This is a genomic window from Chryseobacterium sp. (assembly GCF_019236175.1).
Classification (GTDB): Bacteria; Bacteroidota; Bacteroidia; order Flavobacteriales; family Weeksellaceae; genus Chryseobacterium.
The window spans coordinates 241,303-265,416 of the sequence record NZ_JAFAJM010000005.1 but is presented as its reverse complement, the minus strand read 5'-3'; the positions used below and the strand labels follow the sequence as shown (position 1 = coordinate 265,416).

Sequence of the window (24,114 nt, the reverse complement as noted above, 5' to 3'; positions counted from 1 at the left end):
TCTAATAAAAATAAAAATGAAAATAGGAATTCTGGGAGGTGGACAGCTGGGTAGGATGCTGATACAGAGTGCGTTGAAATATGATGATGAGTTTTATACTCTTGACCCGGCTTCGGATGCTCCGTGCCATAATATCTCATATTTTACACAGGGAAATTTCAATGATTATGATACAGTCCTGAACTTCGGAAAGGGTAAGGACGTGGTGACTATAGAAATAGAACATGTGAATGCTGATGCTTTGGCTGAACTTGAAAAGCAGGGAGTAAAAGTAGTTCCCAATGCTGCTATTATTAAAACCATTCAACAGAAAATCCTTCAGAAAGAATTTTATAAAGCTCATGATCTGCCGAGTCCGGAATTTCAGGTGGTATGGAACTGTGATGAAAAGATCATTATGCCCCTTCCGTTTGTTCAGAAAATGAATACCGGAGGCTATGACGGAAAAGGAGTACAGGTCCTCAGAACGGAGGATGATTATCAGCATCTGTGGACAGAAGCATCTGTTATTGAAAGTCTGGTGGATATTGATAAAGAACTTTCAGTAATTGTTGCCATAAATGAAAGGGGAGAAACGAATACTTTTCCGGTAACTGAAATGGTCGCAGATCCTAAGCTGAATCTTCTGGATTTTAATGTCTGTCCGGTTCTTTTGACTGAAGACGTGCAGCAGCAGATTGATGCAATTACGGAAAAGTTTTTAAATGCCGTTAACTCTCCGGGATTGTTTGCCATCGAATTATTCTTAGATAAAGAAGGAAAAGTTTGGGTGAATGAAACCGCTCCAAGACTGCACAACTCGGGACACCAGAGTCAGGAAGGAAATACCAACTCACAGTTTGAGCAGATGTATCGTGTGGTGAAAAACCTGCCTTTAGCTGATACGGATGCCATTACCTACAGCGGAATGCTGAATCTGGTAGGTGCAGAAGGGTATTCGGGAAAAGTAGTGTATGAAGGAATGGAAGACGTTCTTCAGTTACCGGAAACCTATATTCATTTATACGGAAAAACGGAAACGAAGCCTGGAAGAAAAATGGGACATATCAATGTACTGGCAGATTCAAGAGAAGAGCTGATGGAGAAGCTGGTCATGGTGAAGGGAATGGTAAGAGTGATTTCGAAATAACGTCATTTTTTAAATATAAAAGAGCCGTAGTTTTTCTACGGCTCTTTTTTCTTTTACACTAATCTATGATTCTATCAAGGCGTGTATCTTATTTAAAAATATTCTGGATTACATTTCCGATTTCCACAAAATCTCCGTGATTACCCACAGACCGTATTTCCGGACTGTTTTTATCGTATTCGGAGAACGGGAAAATCAAAAGATAATTGTTATCGTTCAGGTTCCTGTTTAAAAGTTCAGGAATAAGCCTCATCCTTGGAATATAAGACTGCATTCCGCGTTTGGCCATTAAGATAATTAAAGCTTCATCATCTTTCAGCTGGGCAGCAGTTCTTTCGCCGTCCTGCCATGTATTCATAATGATAAATTCAGCTTCTATATTGGCTTTTTTAATAATTTTCTGAAGGATATCAAGAATGTTTTCAGGGGCATAAAAGACCACTGTTGCTCCTGAATTTCTGGCAATATTCCAGACTCTTAAAAGAGCATGAAAGAACCCTGCCTCTTTATGGGCGTTTTCAGGAATCATTACCGCATATCTTTTAATGGTGGAAAGCGGCTGTGCAGCATGATAAACCAGTACATTCACATCATCATTCTGAAGATAACCGTTATAAAGATTATAGACAAAAGAAGGAGAGAATCCTTTTTCATCTTCTAATCCGATGATCAGATCGGTGATTTTCTGTTCCTTGATCACGTTATTCACTCCGTTGATCACGTCATTGTCATATCTTTTAAGAGACTGCAGCTTAACATCAGCAGCGGCAGCGGCATCCGCAGCCTGGTGGAGAAGTTTTTCAGCATTTTTTACAGAAGATTCATTCTTATCTTCATTGATCACATTCAGGGCAAACAGATCTTCTGTATTGGAATGGGCTTTTATCAGGATTCCCAGGTTGACCATTCTTTCTACCGTTTCTTCATGATTGATGGCCAATAGAATGTTTTCCTCCTCATGGGTGTTTCCGGAGACGGTATCTTCATTATCGGTCTCTGCAATTTTTTGAGCGCTTGCCATCGAAATGAAAGATGAAATGGTACACGAAATAAGGATCAGTAAAATACTGCCGTTCAGTACGTGCTCATTTAACAGCCTTACAGGTTCTCCGGTTTCAGTTTCGGAAAGAATTATATTGTAACCCACCATTACAGAAGCCAGTGTGGCAGCCGCAGAAGCAGAGCTTAGTCCAAAGATCAGTTTTCCTTCTTCCTTTGTTAATCTGAAGGTTTTTTGAGTGGCAACGGCAGAAAGGTATTTTCCTCCGATGGAGGCCACCAGCATAATTCCTGCTACTTCCAGTGTTTCCCAGCTTTTAAAGAAAACTTTGAAATCAATCAGCATTCCTACACTGATCAGGAAGAACGGAATAAAGATCGCATTTCCTACAAATTCTACTCTGTTCATCAGAGAAGATGTATGAGGAATTAACCGGTTGAGTGCCAATCCTGCAAAGAATGCTCCGATAATGGCTTCTACACCGGCAAGTTCAGCAAGCATGGCGGCAAGGTAGATCATCACCAGTACAAAAATATACTGTGAAATTTTATCGTCTACTTTTTTGAAAAACCAGCGTCCTATGATAGGAAACACAATTAATACAATAAGAGCAAATACAACGAATGAAACAGATAATGTAACCCAGAATTCTGTTCCTACATCTCCCTGTGACATCCCGACAATGACGGCCAATACCAATAAGGCAAGGATATCAGTAATCATGGTGCCTCCGACCGTAATATTGACGGCTTTATTTTTGGCTATTCCCAACTTACTGACCAGTGGATAGGCGATAAGCGTATGAGACGAAAACAGGCTGGCAAATAATATCGAAGTCAGCATGGAAAAGTGAAGAAGATAATAGCCCCCTAAATAGCCCAATACAAAGGGAACGGTAAAGGTGTAGATACCAAAAGTAAGACTTTTCCATTTGTTTTTCTTAAAGTCTCCCATGTCAATTTCCAGCCCGGCCAGAAACATGATATAGAGAAGACCGGTAGTTCCCGTTACTACAATACTGCTGTCTCTCGACAGGATATTGAATCCGTTGGGGCCTATAACTGCTCCGGCAATGATAAGGCCAAGCAGATGGGGAACTTTTATTTTATTTAATAATAACGGAGCTGCCAGAATAATGACCAGTACCAACAGAAATTTCAGTACCGGATCTTCAATGGGAAAACTCAGATTATGTATACTCAGTAAAATCATAGGTGTTTTTATTTTGTGGAACGTACTAATTCAACAGAGAATTTGGCTGTGCAGCCGTCAGAAGTGATACTTCTTGTCCCTTTGATCTTGTTATCAGAAATCTCATTCAGAAGAACATTCATTTCTACATTTTTTTTTGCGGTAGAATCTGTTTTGAAAGAAAGTCTGATTTCATTATTTTCAAATTTCCCTGAATACAATCTCACCAGATTATTGTTGTTGATGATTTTGGTAATGGGTTGGGTAGAATCATTATCAAATTCCCAGATATCTGTACGCTGATCACCCACAGCATATTCACTACAATTGGATTCCGTACAGATTACTTTTCCGTTCCAGGCTCCTGAAATCTGGGCTGGCCATAGCGCGATCTGGACCGAATCTTTTTTGGTAAAGATGCTGTCTCTCATTTTGAGAAGCGACTGATACTCGGATTCTTTCTTGGCGAATAATTTCTCTTTTTCAAGTAATTGTTTTTCTCGGTCTGTCAGATTCTTTTCCTTTTCTTTGTAATCACAGCTTATTAAAAGAAAAGAGGCTGCCAGAAGAATAAAAATTGTGTTTTTTAGCATAGTAGATGTGTTGAGTATCCAAGATAAGAAAAATGGAGAGAATATAAAAATCAAGTCGAAAATTATCTGTTTTTAGTTATTTTTAATGTATTGAAAATCAATTTTGTATATTGAATAAAGGTTTTGAAGAATATTCATGATAAAAATTAAATTGAATGAAAAATTTTCTGTTGTCTTTTTTGTTTTTTGGCCACTTGTTTTTGGGTTTAAACGATCTTTCTGTGAAAGGACAATTACCTTCTATGGCTCTCTGGAAGGTTATTCCTGGTGGGTCAGGACCTCAAGGTGAAAACAAAATTTCGCCAAAAGGTTCTATTACTAATATCAGTGTTCCGAAATTAATAGTTCATCAACCTTCCAATCCTAATGGTATTGCAGTATTAGTAATAAGTGGCGGCGGATATGCACATATTGAATCTGGTTCGGAAGGCAATCCTGCAGGAGAGTGGTTGCAATCACAGGGGATTACTGCTTTTGAATTAATATACAGGCTTCCCACAGAGGGATGGGCTACAAAAGCCGTTCCGTTTCAGGATGCTCAGCGTGCCTTGCGAATCATAAGAAGCAATGCCGGGAAATATAAAATTGATCCTGCTAAAATAGGTGTTCTGGGTTTTTCTGCGGGTGGTCATCTTGCGGGATATATTTCTTCTACTTTTGATAAGGCGTCTTATCCTCAGCAAGATGCTATTGATCAGATTTCAGCGAAGCCGAACTTTACAGCAATGATTTATCCTGTGGTATCCATGCTGCCTCCTAATAACAATACACATTCTTTTACATCTTTGCTGGGAAAATCATCAGATACTCAACATCAGGTTGCATATTCTGTTGAAAAACAAGTAACGGAACGAAACCCGATCACTTTTCTGGCACAGTCTGAAGATGATCCTATTTCCCCGATAGAAAACAGTATTCTTATGTATCAGTCCTTGAAGGATAACAAAGTTCCCGTGGAGCTTCATTTGTTTCAATCGGGTGGACATGGCTGGGGATTGGGTAAAAAAGATACCAATACCAGTGAGTGGCCTAATTTGTTTTTAAACTGGTTGAAAATAAATGGTTTTTACAGAAATGACCTGCCTTTAGAAAAATAGAAATGGTGTTCCATATCTTTTCTATTGTCTTTCCATTGAATTTCTACGTACTGGTCACAGGAATTTTCAACATTTTTTTATTAGGTACTGTGAAAGTATTACAGACAACCAAGACAGTAAAATATCAGATAAAAGTATATTTTATATGGGCAGTTTTTGCTTTTTAAACATTTCCGGTTTGTAATTGATGATGAAAACCCCGCAAATAATCAGTATGGTTGCGATAATAAATTTAAAGGAAATCTGTTCATCCATAATCAGCCAGCCCAGGAAAATAGCAATAATGGTATTGATATAAGCTAATATGGAAACCTGAACCGGGGAAATTTTAGTTAAGGCATAATGAAATGCGAAAAATGCTGTTACGGAGCCAAAAACAGAAAGGTAAAGCATTGCCGAAATACTTTTTAACGTCCAGTTTCCGAAATTATAATTCTCTGAAAACAGAAATGCAAAGATCACCTGAACCACTCCTGCAAATAAAAACTGATAAAATAAATTTAATGTAATATTACCACTCTGGATATTCAGTTTTTTTGTAAAAATAGTTCCGGAAGCCCATCCTGAAATGGCGCAAAATAGAAAAAGCATTCCTGTTTTATAAGCAGGATTTGCCAGATCTTTAAGCCCGTCCCAGAAAACAAAAAGAACGCCGCTGAAACAGATCAGGACTCCTGCCATTGACCGTAGGGTGAATTTTTGTAATCCTATGGCAAGGCTTCCCAGAAATACCAGAATAGGAGCACAGGCGCTTATTAAAGACGCAAGGCTGCTGGATACCGTCTCTTCTGCGACAGTTACCATCCCGTTGGCAATGATTAACATCAACGAAGAAAAAATAATCTGATACTTCAGATTTTTCCAGCCGATCCATTTAAATTCTTTTCTTGAAAGAAGGATGACTAACATAATAATAGAGGCAAAAAGCTGACGGATTCCGGCAACAAACCATGCAGGAATGGTTTCTACTGCAATTCGGATCGCGAGGAAAGTAGTTCCCCAGACAATTGCGACCGTAAAAACGGCAAAAATGAGTTTATAATCTTTCAAGTAAATAGTGGTGTAATGGGCAAATTTACCTGTTTTAAAATAAAAAAAAGGGATGCAGTTGGTGTAATTTTTACAGATACAGATGTCAGCTAAAAGAATTTTCTGGTTATTTGTGAAGAGATAAATTAATTATTTAAATACTGTTGTTTAATTTATATTTTAAAGTTTGAGCCTAAATTTTAGCGGCAGTTTTAAATTATTTATCTTTGAACATCTAATAAAATTGAAGATGGTAGGAATTATTATGGGCAGTCAGAGTGATCTGCCGATTATGGAACAGGCTGCAAATTTTCTGAAAAGCCTTGATATTCCGTATGAGCTGACTGTGGTTTCAGCGCACAGAACACCTGAAAGGATGTTTGATTATGCGAAAACAGCAAAAGAAAGAGGGCTTAAAGTAATTGTAGCCGGAGCAGGCGGAGCTGCACATCTTCCGGGAATGGTGGCCAGCTGTACGACACTTCCGGTCATCGGAGTTCCGATTTTATCCAGCAATTCTATTGACGGATGGGATTCCGTATTATCCATTCTTCAGATGCCCGGTGGAATTCCGGTTGCCACTGTAGCATTGAACGGTGCTTTGAATGCGGGGATTTTGGCTGCAAAGATTTTAGGAAGTGCAGATATTCAGATTGCTGAAAATCTTCAGAAATATCAGGACTCTTTGAAAGATAAAGTATTAGGAACCGTGGATGATATCAAAGCGAAACATCCTAATCATTTTGATAAATAACAGAGCAATAGACTCCACATAAAAGCCTCACTGAACACTGAGGCTTTTTTATTTATTGATCTGTGAATTCTCCTATTCCTGAATCATATTGTCTCTTGTGTTTTTCTGAACAGAGATGGCGCCGAAAAGGGCCAGTAAAAAAGCAAATGCGTAGAAACCTTTTTCACTCGGAAGAATGGTTGCATTCCAGAGACCTACTGCTAGTAATACAATGGAAGATAATGTTGCAAACCAGCAGATCCCGTAATAGATATCTGTTACCTGAATGTTTTCCAGTTTGTCACGGACAGCTTTCTGCAGAGAAACTACAGCAAAAAGGCCATACAAAAGAATGGTAAAATAATACCCTTTTTCATTAAGCTGCATTTCAGCTCTTGCAAGACCTGCGATATACCCGATCATTCCTGCTCCCAAAGCTACCCAGGACGCTGCAATAAATGCATTCGATACTCTTTGTTTTTTCATGAATATAATGTTTTGTTTAAGGGGCCAAATATATTCATTTTTTATAAATAGGATGGCGGGAGAGGTGAAATATGGGTAAAATACGGATAAAACACAGTTGTGAAAGTTGAAAATATATTGCTCATTAGCCCAGGCTAAGCCATTATATTAAACGGAGGTCTTATCAATAGAAAACTGAGAACTTCAAATGATCGTTGCTTATTATTCTAGCCCTGATAGCAGCGGTTACCCCGCAGCAATATGGGCTGGGTAAGGAGGCGAGGAGTAGGAGCGGATAGCAGGAAAAAGCTCCATAAAAAAACACTCCGGATTCTGTGGAGTGTCTTGTATGGATTAACTGAAAGTCTTATTGTGAAATGTACTCGTAATTATATTGTACATAATTATTTCCGTTGGCTTCTTTTCCGATTACCTGAACAGGGAGCTGAGTACTGTTGTACAGAATGCTGTAGGTAATATTCTGACTCAGGATCCAGTTTCCGCTATTATCTTTATAGCTTATTTTTTCTGTGGTATAATTGTTTTTGCTTAACCCCATTGCTCCTTCTGTCATGATTCTGAGGTATTTGTTGGTGTTTGCTAACGGAGTGAATTTATCATCATAAGAAAATTCCCTTTTTATACCATTGACTACAGGCCCGCTCATTAAAGAAGTTTCTGAAGAAACATTGTCTCCGTTATAAGTATAGGCAGTAGAGGAGGGTTTGGAGCAGTTTTCAGACTGGCAAAGGCTGGAGGAAACCACTTTCCCGTTTGTATCATAAGTATAAGAGTAGTTTCTGTTATAATCCGGATTGGTATAAGTAGTTTTCGAACTGATGAGCCGGTCTCCGCTGTAGTTGAATACAGAAGAATATTCCAGAGCCTGATTAGAAGTGTAATAGTTGGCTTTCACTGGTTTACCGTTATTATATTCGTAAGTAGCGGTACGTCCGTCGGTATTCATTTTTATGACTTCTCCCTGGCTGTTATATTCAAATGATGATATACTGGTTTGAGGTTTGGATGGGTTGTCGTAGTAAATGGTTGTGATTGTACTGACCATTATTTTTTTCTCTGGGGATTCATCGTTACTGCTGCAGCTGTTAAAGAACAAAGCTAAACTCATGGCTCCCGGAAATAGAAAGTTTTTCATGTTATTTTTTGCGGCAAAAATAAGAAAAGTCTGGTGAGGCAATGAATAAAAAATCCCACTATTTGGAAATAGTGGGATCATATCATATTGTCTGATTTTTAATATCTGTAGTATTCAGGCTTGAATGGTCCTTTTACGTCTACTCCGATATACTCAGCCTGCTCAGGGGAAAGAGTTTCAAGCTCTACGCTTAATTTTTTAAGGTGTAAAGCTGCTACTTTTTCATCTAAGTGCTTAGGAAGCATGTAAACTTCGTTTTTGTAAGCTGCGGCGTTGTTCCATAATTCGATCTGAGCCAATGTCTGGTTGGAGAAAGAGTTTGACATTACGAAACTTGGGTGTCCTGTTGCACAGCCTAAGTTTACCAGTCTTCCTTCAGCAAGGATAATGACTTCTTTTCCTTCAATTGTATAGATGTCAACCTGAGGTTTAACTTCAGATTTAGTCTGACCGTAGTTTTTGTTTAACCAGGCCATATCGATCTCATTATCGAAGTGTCCGATGTTACAAACGATTGCTTTATCCTTCATTTTAAGGAAGTGTTCTCCTCTTACAATATTAAAGTTACCGGTTGTTGTAATGATGATATCGGCGTTGTCTACTACGGTATCTAATCTTTTTACTTCATAACCGTCCATTGCAGCCTGAAGGGCACAAATTGGGTCGATCTCTGTAACGGTAACGATAGAACCGGCTCCTCTGAAAGAAGCAGCAGTACCTTTACCTACGTCTCCGTATCCGCAAACTACTACTCTTTTTCCTGCTAACATTACGTCTGTAGCTCTTCTTACAGCATCTACAGCAGATTCTTTACATCCGTATTTGTTGTCAAACTTAGATTTAGTGACTGAATCATTAACATTGATTGCAGGCATTACTAAAGTTCCGTTTTTCATTCTCTCATACAGTCTGTGTACTCCTGTAGTCGTTTCTTCAGAAAGACCTTTGATGTCTTTTGTAAACTGAGGGTATTTATCAAACACCATGTTTGTCAGATCACCACCATCATCAAGGATCATGTTCAATGGTTTTCTGTCTTCTCCGAAGAATAAAGTCTGCTCAATACACCAGTCAAATTCTTCTTCGTTTAGACCTTTCCAGGCATAAACCGGAATTCCTGCAGCGGCAATAGCAGCAGCAGCATGATCCTGAGTAGAGAAAATATTACAAGAAGACCATGTAACTTCAGCTCCTAAAGCTACCAGAGTCTCGATAAGCACAGCTGTCTGGATGGTCATGTGAAGACATCCTGCGATTCTGGCTCCTTTCAGAGGCTGAGATGGGCCGTATTCTTCACGGATAGCCATCAAACCAGGCATTTCTGCTTCTGCAAGGGTAATTTCTTTTCTTCCCCATTCTGCTAGGGAGATATCCTTTACTTTATAAGGAAGGTATTGTGTTGTAGTACTCATATGTAATGAATAGTTTTAAATTCAATTGATAATGAAATGCAAAATTACAATTAATAATTAAGATAAAAAAACAACAATTCAAGTTCGGAAAGATGAGATTAAACATGATTTGATATTATTTAGTCTTAATATAAATAATTACTTTTATCGGATAAATTATACGATATGAATCATACCCATACGGAGAAAAAAGCAAAACCGGTTGCTCCTAAAGTAATAGAACTGATTGCACGTACCAAAAGTATAATCCTGGCTACCACAGATGGCGAAGGAAATCCCAATTCCAGCTATGCACCATTTGTACGGGTAGATGAGACATTCTATATTCTGGTATCTTTTATGGCAAAACATACCCGGAATCTTTCGGCAGGAAGAAAGGTGTCGGTATTGTTTATTGAAGATGAATCAGCTGCCAAACAAATCTATGCCCGTGAACGTTTGACCCTTGAAACTTTTCCCGTACAGGTAGAAAGAGATTCGGAACAGTGGAATAGGGTAGTTGAGAAACTGGCCGAAACTCATGGCAAAGTTGTGGATGTTATTTCTGAAATGGGAGATTTTATTTTAATTGCTTTACGGCCGGTAAGGGGTTCTTATGTGAACGGATTTGGAAGTGCTTATTTTGTAGATGAAAATTTAGAAATTATTGAGCATCGAAATGATGTGAATCATAAGTCGAATAAGTAAGGAAGCTGGGAGCAGGATATAAAATAATAGCTTCCGGCTCCCGTCTTGTCTCTTCTTCGAATGGTTTCTTTTTAGTATTTTTGTTAAATAAAAAAAGAATGCCCCTTTACCGAGATTTTTCAGATGATAATGCCACCATCCTTGTTTGGAAGTATGATGAGAGTGAAGAACTTGATATTAATGAACTTCTGGAGCCGGAAAATGCAGAAAAAGTAAAAGATTATCATCCTAAAAAACTTCTGGAGGTGCTGATGGTGCGCAAGCTGTTAAAAGGTCTGAAGCCACATTCTAAAATTTTATATAGAGAAAGAGAACCTTTTCTTTCTCCCGATGATGCGGAAATTTCCATTACCCATTCTTTTCCCTTTGCAGCGATTGCGATATCCAAAAATAAAATAGGAATTGATGTTGAAAAATTCAATCCCAAAATTTTAAGGGTGATTGATAAATTTACGTATGAAAATGAAAGAGGTTTTATTCCGCAAGATAAGGCAGATACATTTTATACAATTATATGGAGCGTGAAGGAAAGTATGTACAAAATTCATCATTCCAAATACTGGTCTCTGAAAAAAAATTATGAAGTAAAGCCTTTTGAACTTAAGCATCTTCATAAAATAAGCTGTAGGGTTTATGACGATCAGTTTTCAGATGAGTTCAAAGCCAGAGTAGAATTTTTTGATGATTATTGTTTTACGATTGTGGAGGAGTAGCATGTTTCTCACTTCTGTATTTTTCAATAACCTTTCGTTGTTCTTTAGCAACATCATAGATCAGTTCAAGGATATCCAGAATATTTTTAAGTTCCGTCAAATGTGAAATTTTATCGGGATCTCTTCGGTCTATGATATCGTTTTCCTCAATCTCTGTTTTTCTTTTCATCAGCATGTCTTCAATAGAAGAATCTTCCGGTTCCAGACGGCTTTCCATTTTAAGAGCTTCATTGATGTCTTCACCATGTAATAAAGCTGATGTCTGCTGCATTTCAGCTTCAATTTTCCTGCTCCAGCTCTCGGCATCAATTTCAGGATAGAGCTCATTGCTCTTGGAATATTGTGAAAGGGAAGCGGTATAAGCTGTGATAAGATGTGAGGTAGCTACAAACTGATGAACAACCTCGAGTTTCTTCTGCTGGTTTTTGGGATCGGAAATCATTCGCTGGAAATTATCCGATAGGTTCGCTAAAGAAATAATAGCATTTTTTCGCTTTACTTTATAATCTTCAAGATCAAAATCTCCCTGTAAAAATTTAGAAATTACACTTTGGAAATAGATGAGGTTGTCTGCCGCAGATTTTTTCATCAGATCCAGGTTTTGGGTATGCTCCCAAACCGGTAATACAATATAAGATACGGCAAAAGCAATTATTCCAGCGATGGCGGTATCCACAACACGGTCTTTGAAAATGATGTCTACTTTTCCGGGGTTAAGAAAATTAAAACTCAGGAAAACATAAATGGTCATAAATAATACTGCCCAAAAATACCTTCCTTTTAAAAAGCTGAAACACATGATCATACTGATCAGCAGAATGGCAAATAAAACACCGTTAATATGTATGAAATGCAGGATGATATAAGCGATTGTAGCTCCGGTTACCGTTCCGTAAAGCCTGAGAAGATTTCGTTGTTTCGTGATAGAATAGGCCGGTTTTAGGATTGCAGTAATGGTAATTAAGATCCAGTAAGTATGACCCAAGCCCAGAAAATCAAACATAGAGAAAAGGTATCCCACTAATAATGCCGTGGTAATTCTTATGGCATGACGGAAATGAGAGGAGGAGAGAGAAATATTATTCCTTAAAACTTTGGCGTTCAGCTTAGGTTCATTCGGCATAAATTTTTTCAAATCCAGTCCGGTGGATAAACTTTTTGCGAGTTTTACATTTTGAGAGAATACTTTATAGATCTCATTGATTTCTTTGGTGATCTCATTAATACGCATCAGAATCTGACGCAGGATCATAAAATTTTCCAGATTGTCAGAAGTAAGCTGCTTATTTCTAAGCTCAAAATAATTGTAGTTAAGATTTTTTAATTCAAGTTCCAGATTGAACATAGACTTAGCTCTCGTTCCACTTTGCAGGGCGATTCCGATATTGGTAATCTCCTCGGCCAGAAGATTAAGATAGTCGTGAATATTGACCAGAATCATGCTGTCTTCAAAACTCTGTTGCAGCTTTTGGTAGTCACTTTCTGAGGTCATGAGTTTTTCATGAAGGTCCATAGAGTTCAGAAACATCAGCATCAGCAAACGGCTGGTTGTCGTAGATTCATTGACAATGGTTCTGGTTTTAAAAACAGTTTCCCGGGTATCTTCCTGAAGATTTTTTATTTCAATCTGTTTGGCAATAACCTGAGTGGTCAGTTTATCAAAATCCGGATTTTTCTGGTAATAACTGGCTTTAATCTTTAAAAATTCTGCCAGCTGAAGGTAGTTTTCGCCAATCATCTGTCCGGCCAGTTTATAGGGACGAATGGTTGTGACAATAAGGAATATCAGTAAAAACCAGATACAGCCACTGGCAAAGATTAATAAGCTTTTTAAAATATCACTACCGGTAAGATGCCCGTCGATAAAGATGGCCAGTACGACAAGTGATAGTGAACCTACAGCAGCTAATCTCTGCCCATATACTCCGATCAGGGAGAAAAACATACCGAAAGCTATGATTTCAAACAGGACCAGGAGCCTGAAATTCATTACCAGACTTGCTATGAGTGCTACAAAGACAAAACAGCAGATGGCAAAAGCGAGCGCATTTCTTCTTCGGATAAAGGGACCTGGCTGGTCTGTAAGTGCTACAAAGCTGGTTCCGAGAGGGAAGAGGAAGTATTCTTTTAAAATTCCAAAGTGGGCCAGTACTAAACAAGGCAGAACAGTAGCTAATGTAATTCTGATGGCAGAATATACATATTGACTGGTTACAAATTTTTTTAGCTCCGCCGAATAGTTCATAGTACAAAAATAGGTATAGAATTTAAAAGAAATACCATAAAAAAGAGACTTTTCTCAACTTAAATATTATATTTTTTTAATAAAAAACTGATAATTGAAATGATGTAAAGGTGAAGTATTGAGATCCAGTGGAATGGTAATCAATTTTTATTTGGGTAAAGTGAATATGGTAGGGTGAAGCGCTATGCTTTATTTTTTTCTGGTTATTACAATAAAAAAGCCTCATACAAGTGATGAGGCTTTTGTTATCATTGATATATGATTAATTAACGATCGTTGTTGGATGTTTCATCACCGATATTCCAGGTAAGACCAAAACGAAGGGTATTATCTAATGCTGTGTTTACTTTAGACATATTGATCAGATACGAAAGATCAAGTCCGAAAGAACGGTATCTTAATCCAATACCTGCAGTGGCAAACTGTCTTGCTCCCTGCTCTGCACTTTCATTGAAATAACCTCCTCGTACAGAGAATGCGTTGTCATATGAATATTCAATAGCACCACTATACATGATACTGTTTTTGTTTTTGAAAGATTTTCCGATACCTTCCATTACTCCTACATTAGGTACAGCATAGATTTCTTTTCTTGTATTGGGATCTATTCCTGCATATTCGGATCCTGGAACTAAGAGTTTTGAACCTTCAAAGCTGATTCCCACTCTGTTCATATCATCAAGATACATGTCATATCCGATCCCTAATCTGGCCATTGTCGGAAGATAAGATCTAGATTCTTCATTTCCTGTATAATCCAGTTTCGGACCCAGGTTTGATATTGTGAAACCTGCGTTCACTTTACCGTCGTTCCCACCGATACCCGAGAATTTTGGTGAACTATAGTATCCGGCAACATCTACTGCAAATGAGTTGGCTGCTTTAAGTGTTGTATCAGTATTAAATCCTCCGGCTAAGTCTGAGCGAATAAATCTACCCGTTACGGCCATGGAATAAGAATCAGAAAGTTTTAATGCATAGGCAACATCAATAGAGAATTCATTTGGTTTTGATGCACCCATTGAAACAATTTCCGAACCTACCAGCTGAGTCAGGTCTACCTGTCCCATATTAAAATAATAGATACTCGCAGAAATTGTGGATCTTTCTTCCTGTCCTAAAAATTTATGGAATGATCCGTATAGTAAGAATACATCATTGGTAAGTTTTCCCATATATGGTGTATAGTTCAGACCGATGGAAGAACTTGTTCTGCTAAAAGGATATTTTGCCGCATTCCAGAATTGTGAAAATGCATCCGGGGAAGTTACCACCCCCTGATCTCCCATACCTCCTGATCTTGCATCTGGTGCAATTCTTAGGAAGGGAGCTCCGGTCAATACTGGATTAATTTTACTTAAATCTTGCGAATAGCCTAGAAAACCAGCACTTAACCCAAATCCCAAAAGCAGTTTAGTAGTTAAATTCATATGTTGTCTTTTATATATTATCAGTTTTTTATTAATTTTATTATCTATTGTATTGTATAATTATTTCAAAATTACCATTTTTTCTACAGCTGTAGCACTTCCTTTGCATTTTTCCTGATTTTGACTTTTTGCAAATATCTTAAAAATATACGTACCTTTTGCTACTGTTGCTCCAAAATCATCTCTTCCGTCCCATTCTATAGCCTGACGGGGAGTTCTAAAGCCCTGTAGAAAGGGTTCTGCAACGACCGGTTGAGATAAAGTTTTTACCAATCTTCCGGTAATTGTATAAATCTGAACATTTACATCTAAAATATCATCGCAGTTATGTTCAAACTGGATGTACGTTTTATTGGTGAATGGATTCGGCCAGTTCAACGGACGGTTGATAATTAAATGTTGATCAGATTCATCCTTAACTTCAAAATTTAACGTAGCAGTTGCCGAATTATTGTTTATGTCCCAAACTTTAAATGTTAATTGATGTTGTCCGATAGCCAGATTTCTGAAAGGATAGGTTACATTTCCTTTCTGGTACTCTGCAAGACTTGGGCTTAAGCATCCGTTTCCTTCTCCGGCAGCATAAAAATCATTTAATATAATGGTATTGATGATTTGCCCGTCCAGATATACCGTAATATCATGGCCTACTCCTGAACCTGTAGCGTTAATTCCTGTGTCATCCGTAAGACAAGCCAGAAGAGTGGGGTTTTGGTTGGTAATTCCGCCGTCGGCAAAGTTTGTGTTATTCATATAAAGTCTTACCTTCGGAGGCTGGTTGTCATTTACTCCGTTAGGATTCAGACCACCTACCTGTACTGCCTGATTGTTGAAAACATCTGTTACTTTATTATCCGCGTAACCTAATATTCTTCCTTCTCCGATAGTATAATTGATATCCTTAGGCACATAAAATTCAGAAGTAAATACTCCGTTGACAACTATTCCCGAAGCTTTTACAATAGGGCTTCCTTCTTCTGTGTATTCCAGAACAGGTGAAAGAGCACCATTATTGTTTAAAGTCTTTTTATTGATTCTCTTATCAAAAATATTGATGGTTACTCTCCCGTTGAAAGTAGAATTCAGGGTTCCGTTAGCATTGTTAATATGTCCTTTGATTTTAACAAAATCTAATCCTCTGATCTGACCCGGAATAGGCGTGTCTATATTATCAATTACCAAAAGTCTCTGAGGTCTGCTTAGTTTCATTGCCGGATCACCCAGGAAGTTTACTTTTAAGTGATTGAGATCCGCACCTCTTTCTTTTTTAGCTGTTAAATGTGCATTTCCAAGTGTTGCAAAATCATCATTGGTTAATTTAAAGATGTTTTTAGTGTAAGTATCTGTAAACTGGCGCCCGTAAATAACTCCGATAGCGCGGCTGGAAGTAATCATTGCTGCTGCACCTCCCTGTTTTAGTTTGATGAATTGCTCACCTGCCGAATACGTGGAAGGCTCATCCCATAACGTAAATTCACAAGTGATTGTAGAAACAAAAGGAAATCTGCTGTATACATTGGAAAAATTATTGGAATTCTGAATTTCAGTCGTTGTTAAAACCCTTTCCTGTGCCCATCCGTTAATCCCTCCATGTCCGAAATAGAACAGATACAGGCTGTTTCCGATCGCATTTGAGATCGCCTGATTAACCTGCGGATATCTTAATCCTCCTGCAGTACTTTGAGCAGGAAAAGCATCCATGTATAATTTTTTTACATTGTATTCTTTTAACTGGGTTTGTCCAGGTTGTTCAAATTCATTGACCAGGGTAGCGTTCATCACATTATGAAAAGGACCTCCGTCCTGAGCATCATCATCCACTACGAAATCAAGTTTCATACGCCATTCACCAAACGGGCTGGATTGTCCCGGAAGTGAATTGTAATAAGCAAGTGTTTTATTGATCATATCGCCTGCTTCGGAAATATTAGCTGCAGGAATTCTTCCGATAGGAAGGTCCGGAAGATTATTTTCAATATAGCTTGCTGTTTGTGGTTTAGTCATTACGATATAATCATCCGTTACGAATGAGCTTACATAATCTGAAGATTGCTCACTTTGATAAGCCGTAACAATATTTGAATTGTTTGATACTTTATTTTTAAAATCATATGAAGCATCACCAAGAATGAATACATATTTAAGACTTCCCGTCGGAGTATTCAGTTTGCTCACAAAATCCCTGATAGCTGTAAGATCTCTGCTTCCGCTGCCAAACTCCTGATATACTTTATTAATATCTACAATTTCTACTTTGTAGTTATTTTTTGTCTGGTGATAACTTGCTATTCTTTGTGCCTGGCCCATCATTTCAGGGACTGTAAGGATCAGGTAGTCTATATTCTGCAACGCTGAAAGATTCTGATTTCCGATTCTTTCCACAAATTGCGGAGAAAAGGCAGCATCAGCACGGAAAGCCACAAACTCATTATTGAAGTTCTGATCAGCCGCGATATATGCAAAATTAAAGCTGCCGGCTCCTGCTTTGTTTACTCTTCTGTTGGCATTCGTAATATCGGTAACATCCCATACCTGTTCTATATTGGAAGCGTTGGAAATACTGAATCCATAGTTTGTATTGCTGCCGCTTACCAGTGAAAAGTCTCTGAAATTCATTTGCGAACCATTGAAACTAAGGTTTTCTTTATATTGTACTTCCGCATAATCCATAAAGAATGTTCCGTTAGGATTCAGACTGATATTAGGATTGTATTTTATCGTAATCTGATTTCCGGTGATATTCGTTATCGTTCCCGAATAAGTGGGTAAAAAATAGAAATCATATTTAAATGTAGAAGTGTCCGTCGGAACAGAGCGTATAATTGAATTTTGATCATTGATTTTAAACTCAACCGTGTTTTTTTGTGCTCTGTAGCCTGCTATTCTTGCTCCGAACCTGATAACATCCGTAGCCTGTATCGGTGAATTGGTAGTGAAAGTGACTGTTTTCTCCGTAGTGAAAGGAGAGTCTTCTACCCATACTCTTCCTACTTTCATCACGTTCTTCTGGTCGTTATTAATCACCTGGTAACTGTCATATCTGGTGATTAATCCATTAGGAAGGGTGCCGTCAACTGCCTGAACTCTTTTACCGGGACCTTTGTCAATATTAATATAGTAATAGGAAAAATCTTCATATATGTTTTTTACATTATTACTTCTGTCATATCGGGTTTCGGTTCTTTTAAAGCCATTACCGTTTTCTCTGTTATAAAGATTGTACCCATCCGGACCCTGCGCATAAAATAAAGCATAGTCATTATCATTCCATACTCCGTCATCTTCACCTACTACCTGAATGGCATTCTCCTGCAACGCACTATATTTAGCGTCCTGGTTGTATTCCGGTAACAACAGACCACCATTACCATAGATTCTGAAATTCTTAGGATTTACAGAGGCCGGATTGATCCCGTTGTCTCTTAAAAACTGAGTGGTAATTTTAAATATACCGGATTTGTTGACTTTTATTTTATAGAAATTTCCACTTGATAACGGATTGGCTGTGGAACCTATTCTGCTTACACTTCCAAATGTATTGGGTATTGCCGTTTCAGAAACATTAAATGAAGATAGCCTCTGAACACGTCCATTATTAGTTTTAAATAATGATACACTGATGCTGGCATATCTTTCGCCTTCTAACGTATAATATGAAATATCTGCGATATCATAATTAGGAAGGCCTCCTTTATCCAGTTCGTATAAATCTCTGTCGGAAACATTATCCCAGGCAAGGTCGGAAACTTTTAACTGCTTTTCTCCTACCTTTTGTTTGGTTACTATAAAAACGTTATTTTGGCTAAACGAAAAACCCTCATTTTTGAAGTTTGGAAGATTTAATTTTGACTCACCAAAGTCCTGAATTTTTGAACCATCCCATTCTATGGTGTTTCTTTGGGCCCAAAGTGTTGATACAAAAGAGAATAGAAATAAAATCGCGATTTTTTGTTTCATGTTTATTGTTGAAATTTCTGAATTACAAAATAAATGAAAATTTTATAATTAAATTGTGATACAATAAAATTAATTTGTTAACGTTTTTCAAAAAAATCAAATCTTTATTTGATTTATTGAATAATTTATTTTTTCTTTGTACTCTTGAAAATATTTATATCGACTATGAAAAAACTAAAGTTGTTTTCATTAATAGCATTAAGTTCTACACTTGCATTAACCAGTTGTGGCGGATCAGGGACCAGCAAAGGTGGCGGTACCAAAAAATTTGTCAGTAAAACAGGTTGGAAACCAAACGAAAAACAGGGTTGGTTTTTTGCAGGAAAGCAACAGAAGCAGAAGGGTTGGCCGGGAATGGTATATGTAGAAGGTGGAACTTTTACAATGGGATTAGTGAAAGATGATGTTATGCACGATTGGAATAACACACCGCGCAGAATGCAGGTAAGTTCATTCTTTATCGGAGAAACTGAAATTACAAACTATGAATACCGCGAATACCTTACATGGTTGAAGTATGTATTCCCTCCAAGTGATCCTAGCTTTAAGGAAATCTACAATGGTGCTTTACCAGATACCTTATTATGGGACAACAAATTAGCTAGAAACGATTATAATGAAACGTACCTGCGTTCTCCGGAATTCGACTACTATCCGGTAGTAGGAGTTTCCTGGACTCAGGCCAACAGATATTGCGAATGGTTGACAGACAGAGCCAATGAAAAAGCTTTGATGCAAGCCGGAGTAATTGCTAAAGACTTGTACATTAATGAGTCTAACAATCAGGGTGGAACTGCATTCAATATGGATAAATTCAAGGCGAATGATCCTGAAATGCAGGGATACATCAATGAGAAAAGAATGCAGCAGAAAACAGGTATGAAAACTACCAACCAAAGATTGTTAGCTGCAAACAGAGCTCCTAATTCCGCAATGGTTCAGAAATTTAGACTTCCTACAGAAGTTGAGTGGGAATATGCGGCACTTGGTATGGCTAAAAACAGAGAATATAACCAGTACCTGGGTAAAAAACCTGAAATTGAAAAGCTGAGAGGCACCAAAGGAAAAGAAAGAGGAATGTTCCTTGAAAACTTTAAAATGGGTAAAGGTGACTATTCTGGTATCGCAGGATGGAAAAACGACGGATCTGCACAAACTTCAGACGTAAGACAATATCCATCTAACGACTTAGGAATCTATGGAATGTATGGTAACGTTGCCGAATGGACAGCAGATGTTTACAGACCAATCATCGATGAAGATTACAACGATTTTAATTACTATAGAGGTAACATGCCTCAGGCTATTGTAAGAAACGGTGACGGAACTTACAAAATGGTGGACGAAGGAAGTATCAAATATGATACTTTGGCAGACGGAAGACTAGTGTACAGAGGACTTCCTGGGCAATTCGAAAGACAGACAATTGCCGATTACAGAAACTATAGAGACGGTGACAGACAATCTTCTTTAGAATACAGAAGAGATGCAGATTCAGCTTCATCATTTGATATGTATAATGCACCTCGTCAGAGATTCGTTGTAGATGCAAGCGGTAGAGTGAAAATGCAGAAAGATACCAGAGACAGAACTTCAGCAATCTCTAACGAAGTAAGAGTAGTAAAAGGAGGTTCTTGGCAAGATACAGCCTATTGGTTGGATCCGGGACAGAGAAGATATAAAAATCAAGGAAGAGCTTATGGTTGGATTGGATTCCGTGTAGCACAGGATGCAAGAACAAACGATAAGAGTAGAACAAGAAGATAATATTTATCAAAAAATACTTATAAAAAACCTTCCGGAGTTTCGGAAGGTTTTTTTATTTTTGACTCATGAATATAGAACAGTTTTATCCCTTATTTTTACAAGCAGGTAAAGTAACGATTGATAGTAGGAAAATAGCTGAAAATGATATTTTCTTTGCTTTTTCCGGTGAAAATTTCAATGCAGCAACTTTAGCTGAAAAAGCTATAGATGAAGGAGCTTTGGCAGTCATTGTAGAGCTGCCGGAATTTGAAAACAGAGATAGAAATATTTTTTATGTTCCATCTACTCTTGAGTTTTTACAGCAACTGGCTGTTTTTCACAGGAGTAAACTAACCATACCTTTTATAGGGCTTACAGGCAGTAACGGGAAAACAACGACTAAAGAACTGATTCATGCAGTGCTTTCCGAAAAATTTAATATTCAGTATACTTTCGGTAATCTGAACAATCATATCGGAGTTCCGTTAACGATACTTTCTATTAAACCTGAGCATGAGATGGCGGTCATCGAAATGGGAGCAAACCATCAGAAGGAGATTGAGCTTTTATGTACGATTGCCCAACCTGATTTCGGATATATTACCAATTTCGGAAAAGCACACCTCGAAGGTTTTGGTGGCTTCGAAGGAGTGATTAAAGGAAAATCTGAACTCTATGATTACCTTAAGAATAATCAACGGACAATTATTGTTAACGAGAATGATCCTATTCAGCTGGAAAAAACTGAAAATTATTCACCAACGATCACTTTTGGAAAAGATCATTCAGATTATAATTTTGCATCCTTTTCCGAAAATCATTTTGTGGGGTTGATGTATCAGGGTGAAAAGGCTTTGTCAAAACTGACAGGAGATTATAATTTTACCAATCTTTGTGCAGCCGCAGGCCTTGGCCTTTATTTCGGAATCAGTTTCGGAAGAGTAAAGCATGCCATAGAGCAGTATACCCCAACAAATATGCGTTCGCAGGTCGTTAAAAAAGGAGACAGGACACTCGTGCTGGATACTTATAATGCAAACCCGAGTTCGATGGCAGCTTCACTGAATAATTTTATCAGTTTTGAAGGCAGTAAAACCATCGTAATCGGGGATATGCTGGAATTGGGTTCGGAAAGTGAAAAAGAGCATCAAAGTATCTTAAAACTGGCTCAGGATCTGCGTTTTGATGAAATTATTACCGTAGGAAAACATTTTAAATCGGTTAATCCTTCAGGCCTTGCTTTTGAAGATACTTCCTCACTGGCAGAATATCTGAAACAAAATACAATTAAGTCTGATAATATCCTGTTGAAGGGTTCAAGAGGAATTGCTCTAGAGAAGCTGATAGACTTTATATAATAAAAAAGGCCGGAAGTATAACGAATGACTTCCGGCCTTTTTCTGAAATTTCAGCTCTGACGAGCTTTTGAATTCCAGAAATCCTGTACGATCAGCTGGATATTCTTGAATGTACTTGGAAAAACTTCTCCTTCAATCTGGGTCGTGTTTTTCCATGCTACTTCAGTAATTCCTTCTTCTGTCTGAGGCTTAAATACAGCCTCTCCATTGAAGTTCATTTCAAACCAATGGGTGCATTTTAGTATTTTTTCACCATTCCTTTCTACATAAATGTGATACGTTGTATTGATGAATTTTACGAGTTCTACATGCTGAAGACCGGTTTCTTCTTCAATTTCCCTCACGGCAGATTCTTCCTTGGATTCACCTTTCTCCATTTTTCCTTTAGGAAGGTCCCATTTCCCTAATCTTTTGATGAAAAGAATTTCACCATCAGGATTATTTACAATTCCTCCGGCTGCTTCTATGATTCTGAACAGCTTCTGGAATTCCTGCCAGATCTCGCCAATATTCTCACCGAAAACATTGAGTTCTGTCACAGAAGTATTCTCTAAAAGATCTAATGCAATTTCTAAAGTTGTGAAACTTTCATACCCAAGATTTTTTTCAAGATCTTCAGGATGCTTAGATAGTAATAATTTTTTTTCGTTCACAAAAACTTTATACATTTGTAAGAATTAAGAATTTAAATACAAAAATAAAAAATGAATTTAGAAGGACGAAAAATTATTGTCAATAAATCATCCAAAGAGCTAACAGAATTACTGAAATCTCCTGAAAACTACAAGGAATTTATGCCGGATGGTCTTCAGAAATTTGAAATAAGAGACAACGGATTTAAATTCGGATTACAGGGAATGCCGGAAATTGCTTTGAAAATAGATGAAGTAGATGATCAGAAAGCAGTCTTAAGATCTGCAAGTTCAAGTTTAGATTTTTCATTAACAGCAACTTTGAATCCTCTCAACGAAAACCAGACGGAAGTACAAATGCTTTTTGAAGGAAAATTTAATCCTTTCATTAAAATGATGGTAGAGAAGCCGCTGCAGAATTTTATCAATACATTGACAGATAAGATCGAAGCTTATAAATAATATAAAGAAAACCTTCAGTGATGAAGGTTTTTTTATGCAATAAGACCTGAGCTGTGATCTTGTATACTTCCCGTAGCAGAGGCCAGTACATTAATTTGCTTATTAAGCTTCAGGACTCCCATAAAAGCAAAAATTAAAGCCTCTTTATAGTTAATGATCTCTTTTGACGGAATAATGATTTCAGCGCTTGTTTTTGCCTTTATTTTTTCAGTTAGAAATGTATTATATGTACCACCGCCGGTGAACAGAATATGCTTTATATTATTCTCGTTGATCACCCCTGAAATTTGCAGGGCAATATGTTCTGTAAACGTAGCCAGTGCATGTAAGGTATCCATATTTTCAAGTAAAGGGAACACATGTTGGTTGCACCATTCTATCCCTAAGGATTTAGGATGCGACTGCTGATAAAAATCTAAAGAATTGAGTTGGTTTAATATAGCTTCGTTTATTTTTCCGGCTCTTGCCAGATTTCCGTTTTGATCAAAATCTTGATTGAGCTGCTTCGCCAGTTTGTTGAGAACGATATTTACTGGAGCAATATCAAAAGCAATTCTTTTATCATGTAAGGATAGAGAAATATTTGAAAATCCGCCCAGATTAAGACAGGCGTCATATTCCGGAAAAAGAAGTTGATCTCCTATAGGGACCAAAGGAGCACCATTTCCTTTCATCAGGACATCCTGGCTTCTGAAATCATATACAACAGGCAAGCCGGTTTCCAGTTTAATAGCTCTTCCGTCACCGATCTGGAGTGTGAATTTTCTTTGGGGCTGGTGGAATACAGTGTGTCCGTGAGAGGCAATCAGGCTGATGTTTTCAAGCTGATGTTTTAGGATAAACTCTCTGACATGACCACCCAGATAAAAGCCATATGCTGAATGAAGCTCCAGAAGTTCTTCTGCAGACAGATGAATGGCATTTTTGAGTTGATTTTCCCATGAGCTGGAGTAGGGAATAGTTTCTGCTTTCAGGATCTGAAACGTCCAGGAATTTTGATGCTCAAATTCAGCAAGGCAGATATCCAAACCGTCCAGGCTGGTTCCGGACATAAGTCCAATAGCAAGAGTTTTCATGAG

General features: G+C 37.8%; 19 protein-coding genes. 8 read left to right on the top strand and 11 right to left on the bottom strand.

Annotation, left to right across the window (positions count from 1 at the left end):
* Positions 1 to 16: 16 nt before the first annotated feature.
* On the top strand, positions 17 to 1,129 hold the full coding sequence (locus JO178_RS05400; RefSeq protein ID WP_291932850.1) for a 5-(carboxyamino)imidazole ribonucleotide synthase: 1,113 nt from the start codon (positions 17 to 19) through the stop codon (positions 1,127 to 1,129).
* 88 nt (positions 1,130 to 1,217) lie between these two features.
* Here JO178_RS05400 and JO178_RS05395 read toward each other — a convergent pair whose 3' ends face one another.
* Both JO178_RS05395 and JO178_RS05390 read right to left on the bottom strand, forming a co-directional pair.
* Positions 1,218 to 3,341 carry a cation:proton antiporter gene (locus tag JO178_RS05395; protein WP_291932847.1) on the bottom strand — a complete coding sequence of 708 codons (2,124 nt, stop codon included), beginning with the start codon at positions 3,339 to 3,341 and terminating at the stop codon, positions 1,218 to 1,220.
* Between the two features lie 8 nt (positions 3,342 to 3,349).
* Complete coding sequence (locus tag JO178_RS05390) at positions 3,350 to 3,913, bottom strand: hypothetical protein (RefSeq protein ID WP_291932844.1); 564 nt, start codon at positions 3,911 to 3,913, stop codon at positions 3,350 to 3,352.
* 155 nt (positions 3,914 to 4,068) lie between these two features.
* Here JO178_RS05390 and JO178_RS05385 point away from each other — a divergent pair, with 155 nt between their 5' ends.
* Entirely contained in the window at positions 4,069 to 5,010 is a 942-nt protein-coding gene (locus JO178_RS05385; protein WP_291932841.1) for an alpha/beta hydrolase, read from the top strand.
* A gap of 141 nt (positions 5,011 to 5,151) precedes the next feature.
* Here the strand turns inward: JO178_RS05385 and JO178_RS05380 are convergent, their stop codons facing one another.
* Positions 5,152 to 6,060 (bottom strand): EamA family transporter, encoded by a 909-nt coding sequence (locus JO178_RS05380; protein ID WP_291932837.1) that lies wholly within the window; start codon positions 6,058 to 6,060, stop codon positions 5,152 to 5,154.
* Between the two features lie 229 nt (positions 6,061 to 6,289).
* Between JO178_RS05380 and purE the strand changes: the two genes are divergently transcribed.
* Entirely contained in the window at positions 6,290 to 6,793 is a 504-nt protein-coding gene (gene purE / locus JO178_RS05375; protein ID WP_291932834.1) for a 5-(carboxyamino)imidazole ribonucleotide mutase, read from the top strand.
* 72 nt (positions 6,794 to 6,865) lie between these two features.
* On the opposite strand, the gene yiaA is transcribed toward purE, so the two are convergent.
* The 3 genes from yiaA to ahcY form a co-directional block, all read right to left on the bottom strand.
* Entirely contained in the window at positions 6,866 to 7,258 is a 393-nt protein-coding gene (gene yiaA / locus JO178_RS05370) for an inner membrane protein YiaA (protein WP_291932831.1), read from the bottom strand.
* A 346-nt stretch (positions 7,259 to 7,604) separates the two neighbouring features.
* A complete protein-coding gene (locus tag JO178_RS05365; protein WP_291932829.1) occupies positions 7,605 to 8,393 on the bottom strand; it encodes a hypothetical protein in 789 nt (262 codons plus the stop codon).
* Positions 8,394 to 8,491: 98 nt separating this feature from the next.
* Positions 8,492 to 9,805 (bottom strand): adenosylhomocysteinase, encoded by a 1,314-nt coding sequence (gene ahcY, locus JO178_RS05360; RefSeq protein ID WP_291932826.1) that lies wholly within the window; start codon positions 9,803 to 9,805, stop codon positions 8,492 to 8,494.
* A 165-nt stretch (positions 9,806 to 9,970) separates the two neighbouring features.
* On the opposite strand from ahcY, the gene JO178_RS05355 reads away from it, so the two are divergent.
* Complete coding sequence (locus tag JO178_RS05355; RefSeq protein WP_291932823.1) at positions 9,971 to 10,492, top strand: pyridoxamine 5'-phosphate oxidase family protein; 522 nt, start codon at positions 9,971 to 9,973, stop codon at positions 10,490 to 10,492.
* Positions 10,493 to 10,590: 98 nt separating this feature from the next.
* Entirely contained in the window at positions 10,591 to 11,205 is a 615-nt protein-coding gene (locus JO178_RS05350) for a 4'-phosphopantetheinyl transferase family protein (RefSeq protein WP_291932820.1), read from the top strand.
* Here JO178_RS05350 and JO178_RS05345 read toward each other — a convergent pair.
* The 3 genes from JO178_RS05345 to porU form a co-directional block, all read right to left on the bottom strand.
* Positions 11,186 to 13,450 carry an FUSC family membrane protein gene (locus JO178_RS05345; RefSeq protein ID WP_291932817.1) on the bottom strand — a complete coding sequence of 755 codons (2,265 nt, stop codon included), beginning with the start codon at positions 13,448 to 13,450 and terminating at the stop codon, positions 11,186 to 11,188. The genes JO178_RS05350 and JO178_RS05345 overlap by 20 nt on opposite strands.
* A 266-nt stretch (positions 13,451 to 13,716) precedes the next feature.
* The gene (porV, locus tag JO178_RS05340; protein WP_291932814.1) at positions 13,717 to 14,880 is read right to left on the bottom strand and encodes a type IX secretion system outer membrane channel protein PorV; all 1,164 of its coding nucleotides are present in this window, start codon (positions 14,878 to 14,880) and stop codon (positions 13,717 to 13,719) included.
* Positions 14,881 to 14,940: 60 nt separating this feature from the next.
* On the bottom strand, positions 14,941 to 18,837 hold the full coding sequence (gene porU / locus JO178_RS05335) for a type IX secretion system sortase PorU (RefSeq protein WP_291932811.1): 3,897 nt from the start codon (positions 18,835 to 18,837) through the stop codon (positions 14,941 to 14,943).
* Positions 18,838 to 19,002: 165 nt separating this feature from the next.
* Between porU and gldJ the strand changes: the two genes are divergently transcribed.
* Positions 19,003 to 20,604, top strand: a complete 1,602-nt coding sequence (gene gldJ / locus JO178_RS05330; RefSeq protein WP_291932808.1) for a gliding motility lipoprotein GldJ — start codon at positions 19,003 to 19,005, stop codon at positions 20,602 to 20,604.
* Between the two features lie 65 nt (positions 20,605 to 20,669).
* Positions 20,670 to 21,941, top strand: a complete 1,272-nt coding sequence (gene murF / locus JO178_RS05325; protein WP_291932805.1) for a UDP-N-acetylmuramoyl-tripeptide--D-alanyl-D-alanine ligase — start codon at positions 20,670 to 20,672, stop codon at positions 21,939 to 21,941.
* Between the two features lie 50 nt (positions 21,942 to 21,991).
* On the opposite strand, the gene JO178_RS05320 is transcribed toward murF, so the two are convergent.
* Positions 21,992 to 22,609 carry an NUDIX domain-containing protein gene (locus tag JO178_RS05320; protein ID WP_291932803.1) on the bottom strand — a complete coding sequence of 206 codons (618 nt, stop codon included), beginning with the start codon at positions 22,607 to 22,609 and terminating at the stop codon, positions 21,992 to 21,994.
* Between the two features lie 36 nt (positions 22,610 to 22,645).
* Here JO178_RS05320 and JO178_RS05315 point away from each other — a divergent pair, with 36 nt between their 5' ends.
* Positions 22,646 to 23,035, top strand: a complete 390-nt coding sequence (locus JO178_RS05315; RefSeq protein ID WP_291932800.1) for an SRPBCC family protein — start codon at positions 22,646 to 22,648, stop codon at positions 23,033 to 23,035.
* Positions 23,036 to 23,067: 32 nt separating this feature from the next.
* Here JO178_RS05315 and JO178_RS05310 read toward each other — a convergent pair whose 3' ends face one another.
* Complete coding sequence (locus JO178_RS05310) at positions 23,068 to 24,111, bottom strand: anhydro-N-acetylmuramic acid kinase (RefSeq protein ID WP_291932797.1); 1,044 nt, start codon at positions 24,109 to 24,111, stop codon at positions 23,068 to 23,070.
* Positions 24,112 to 24,114 lie beyond the last annotated feature (3 nt).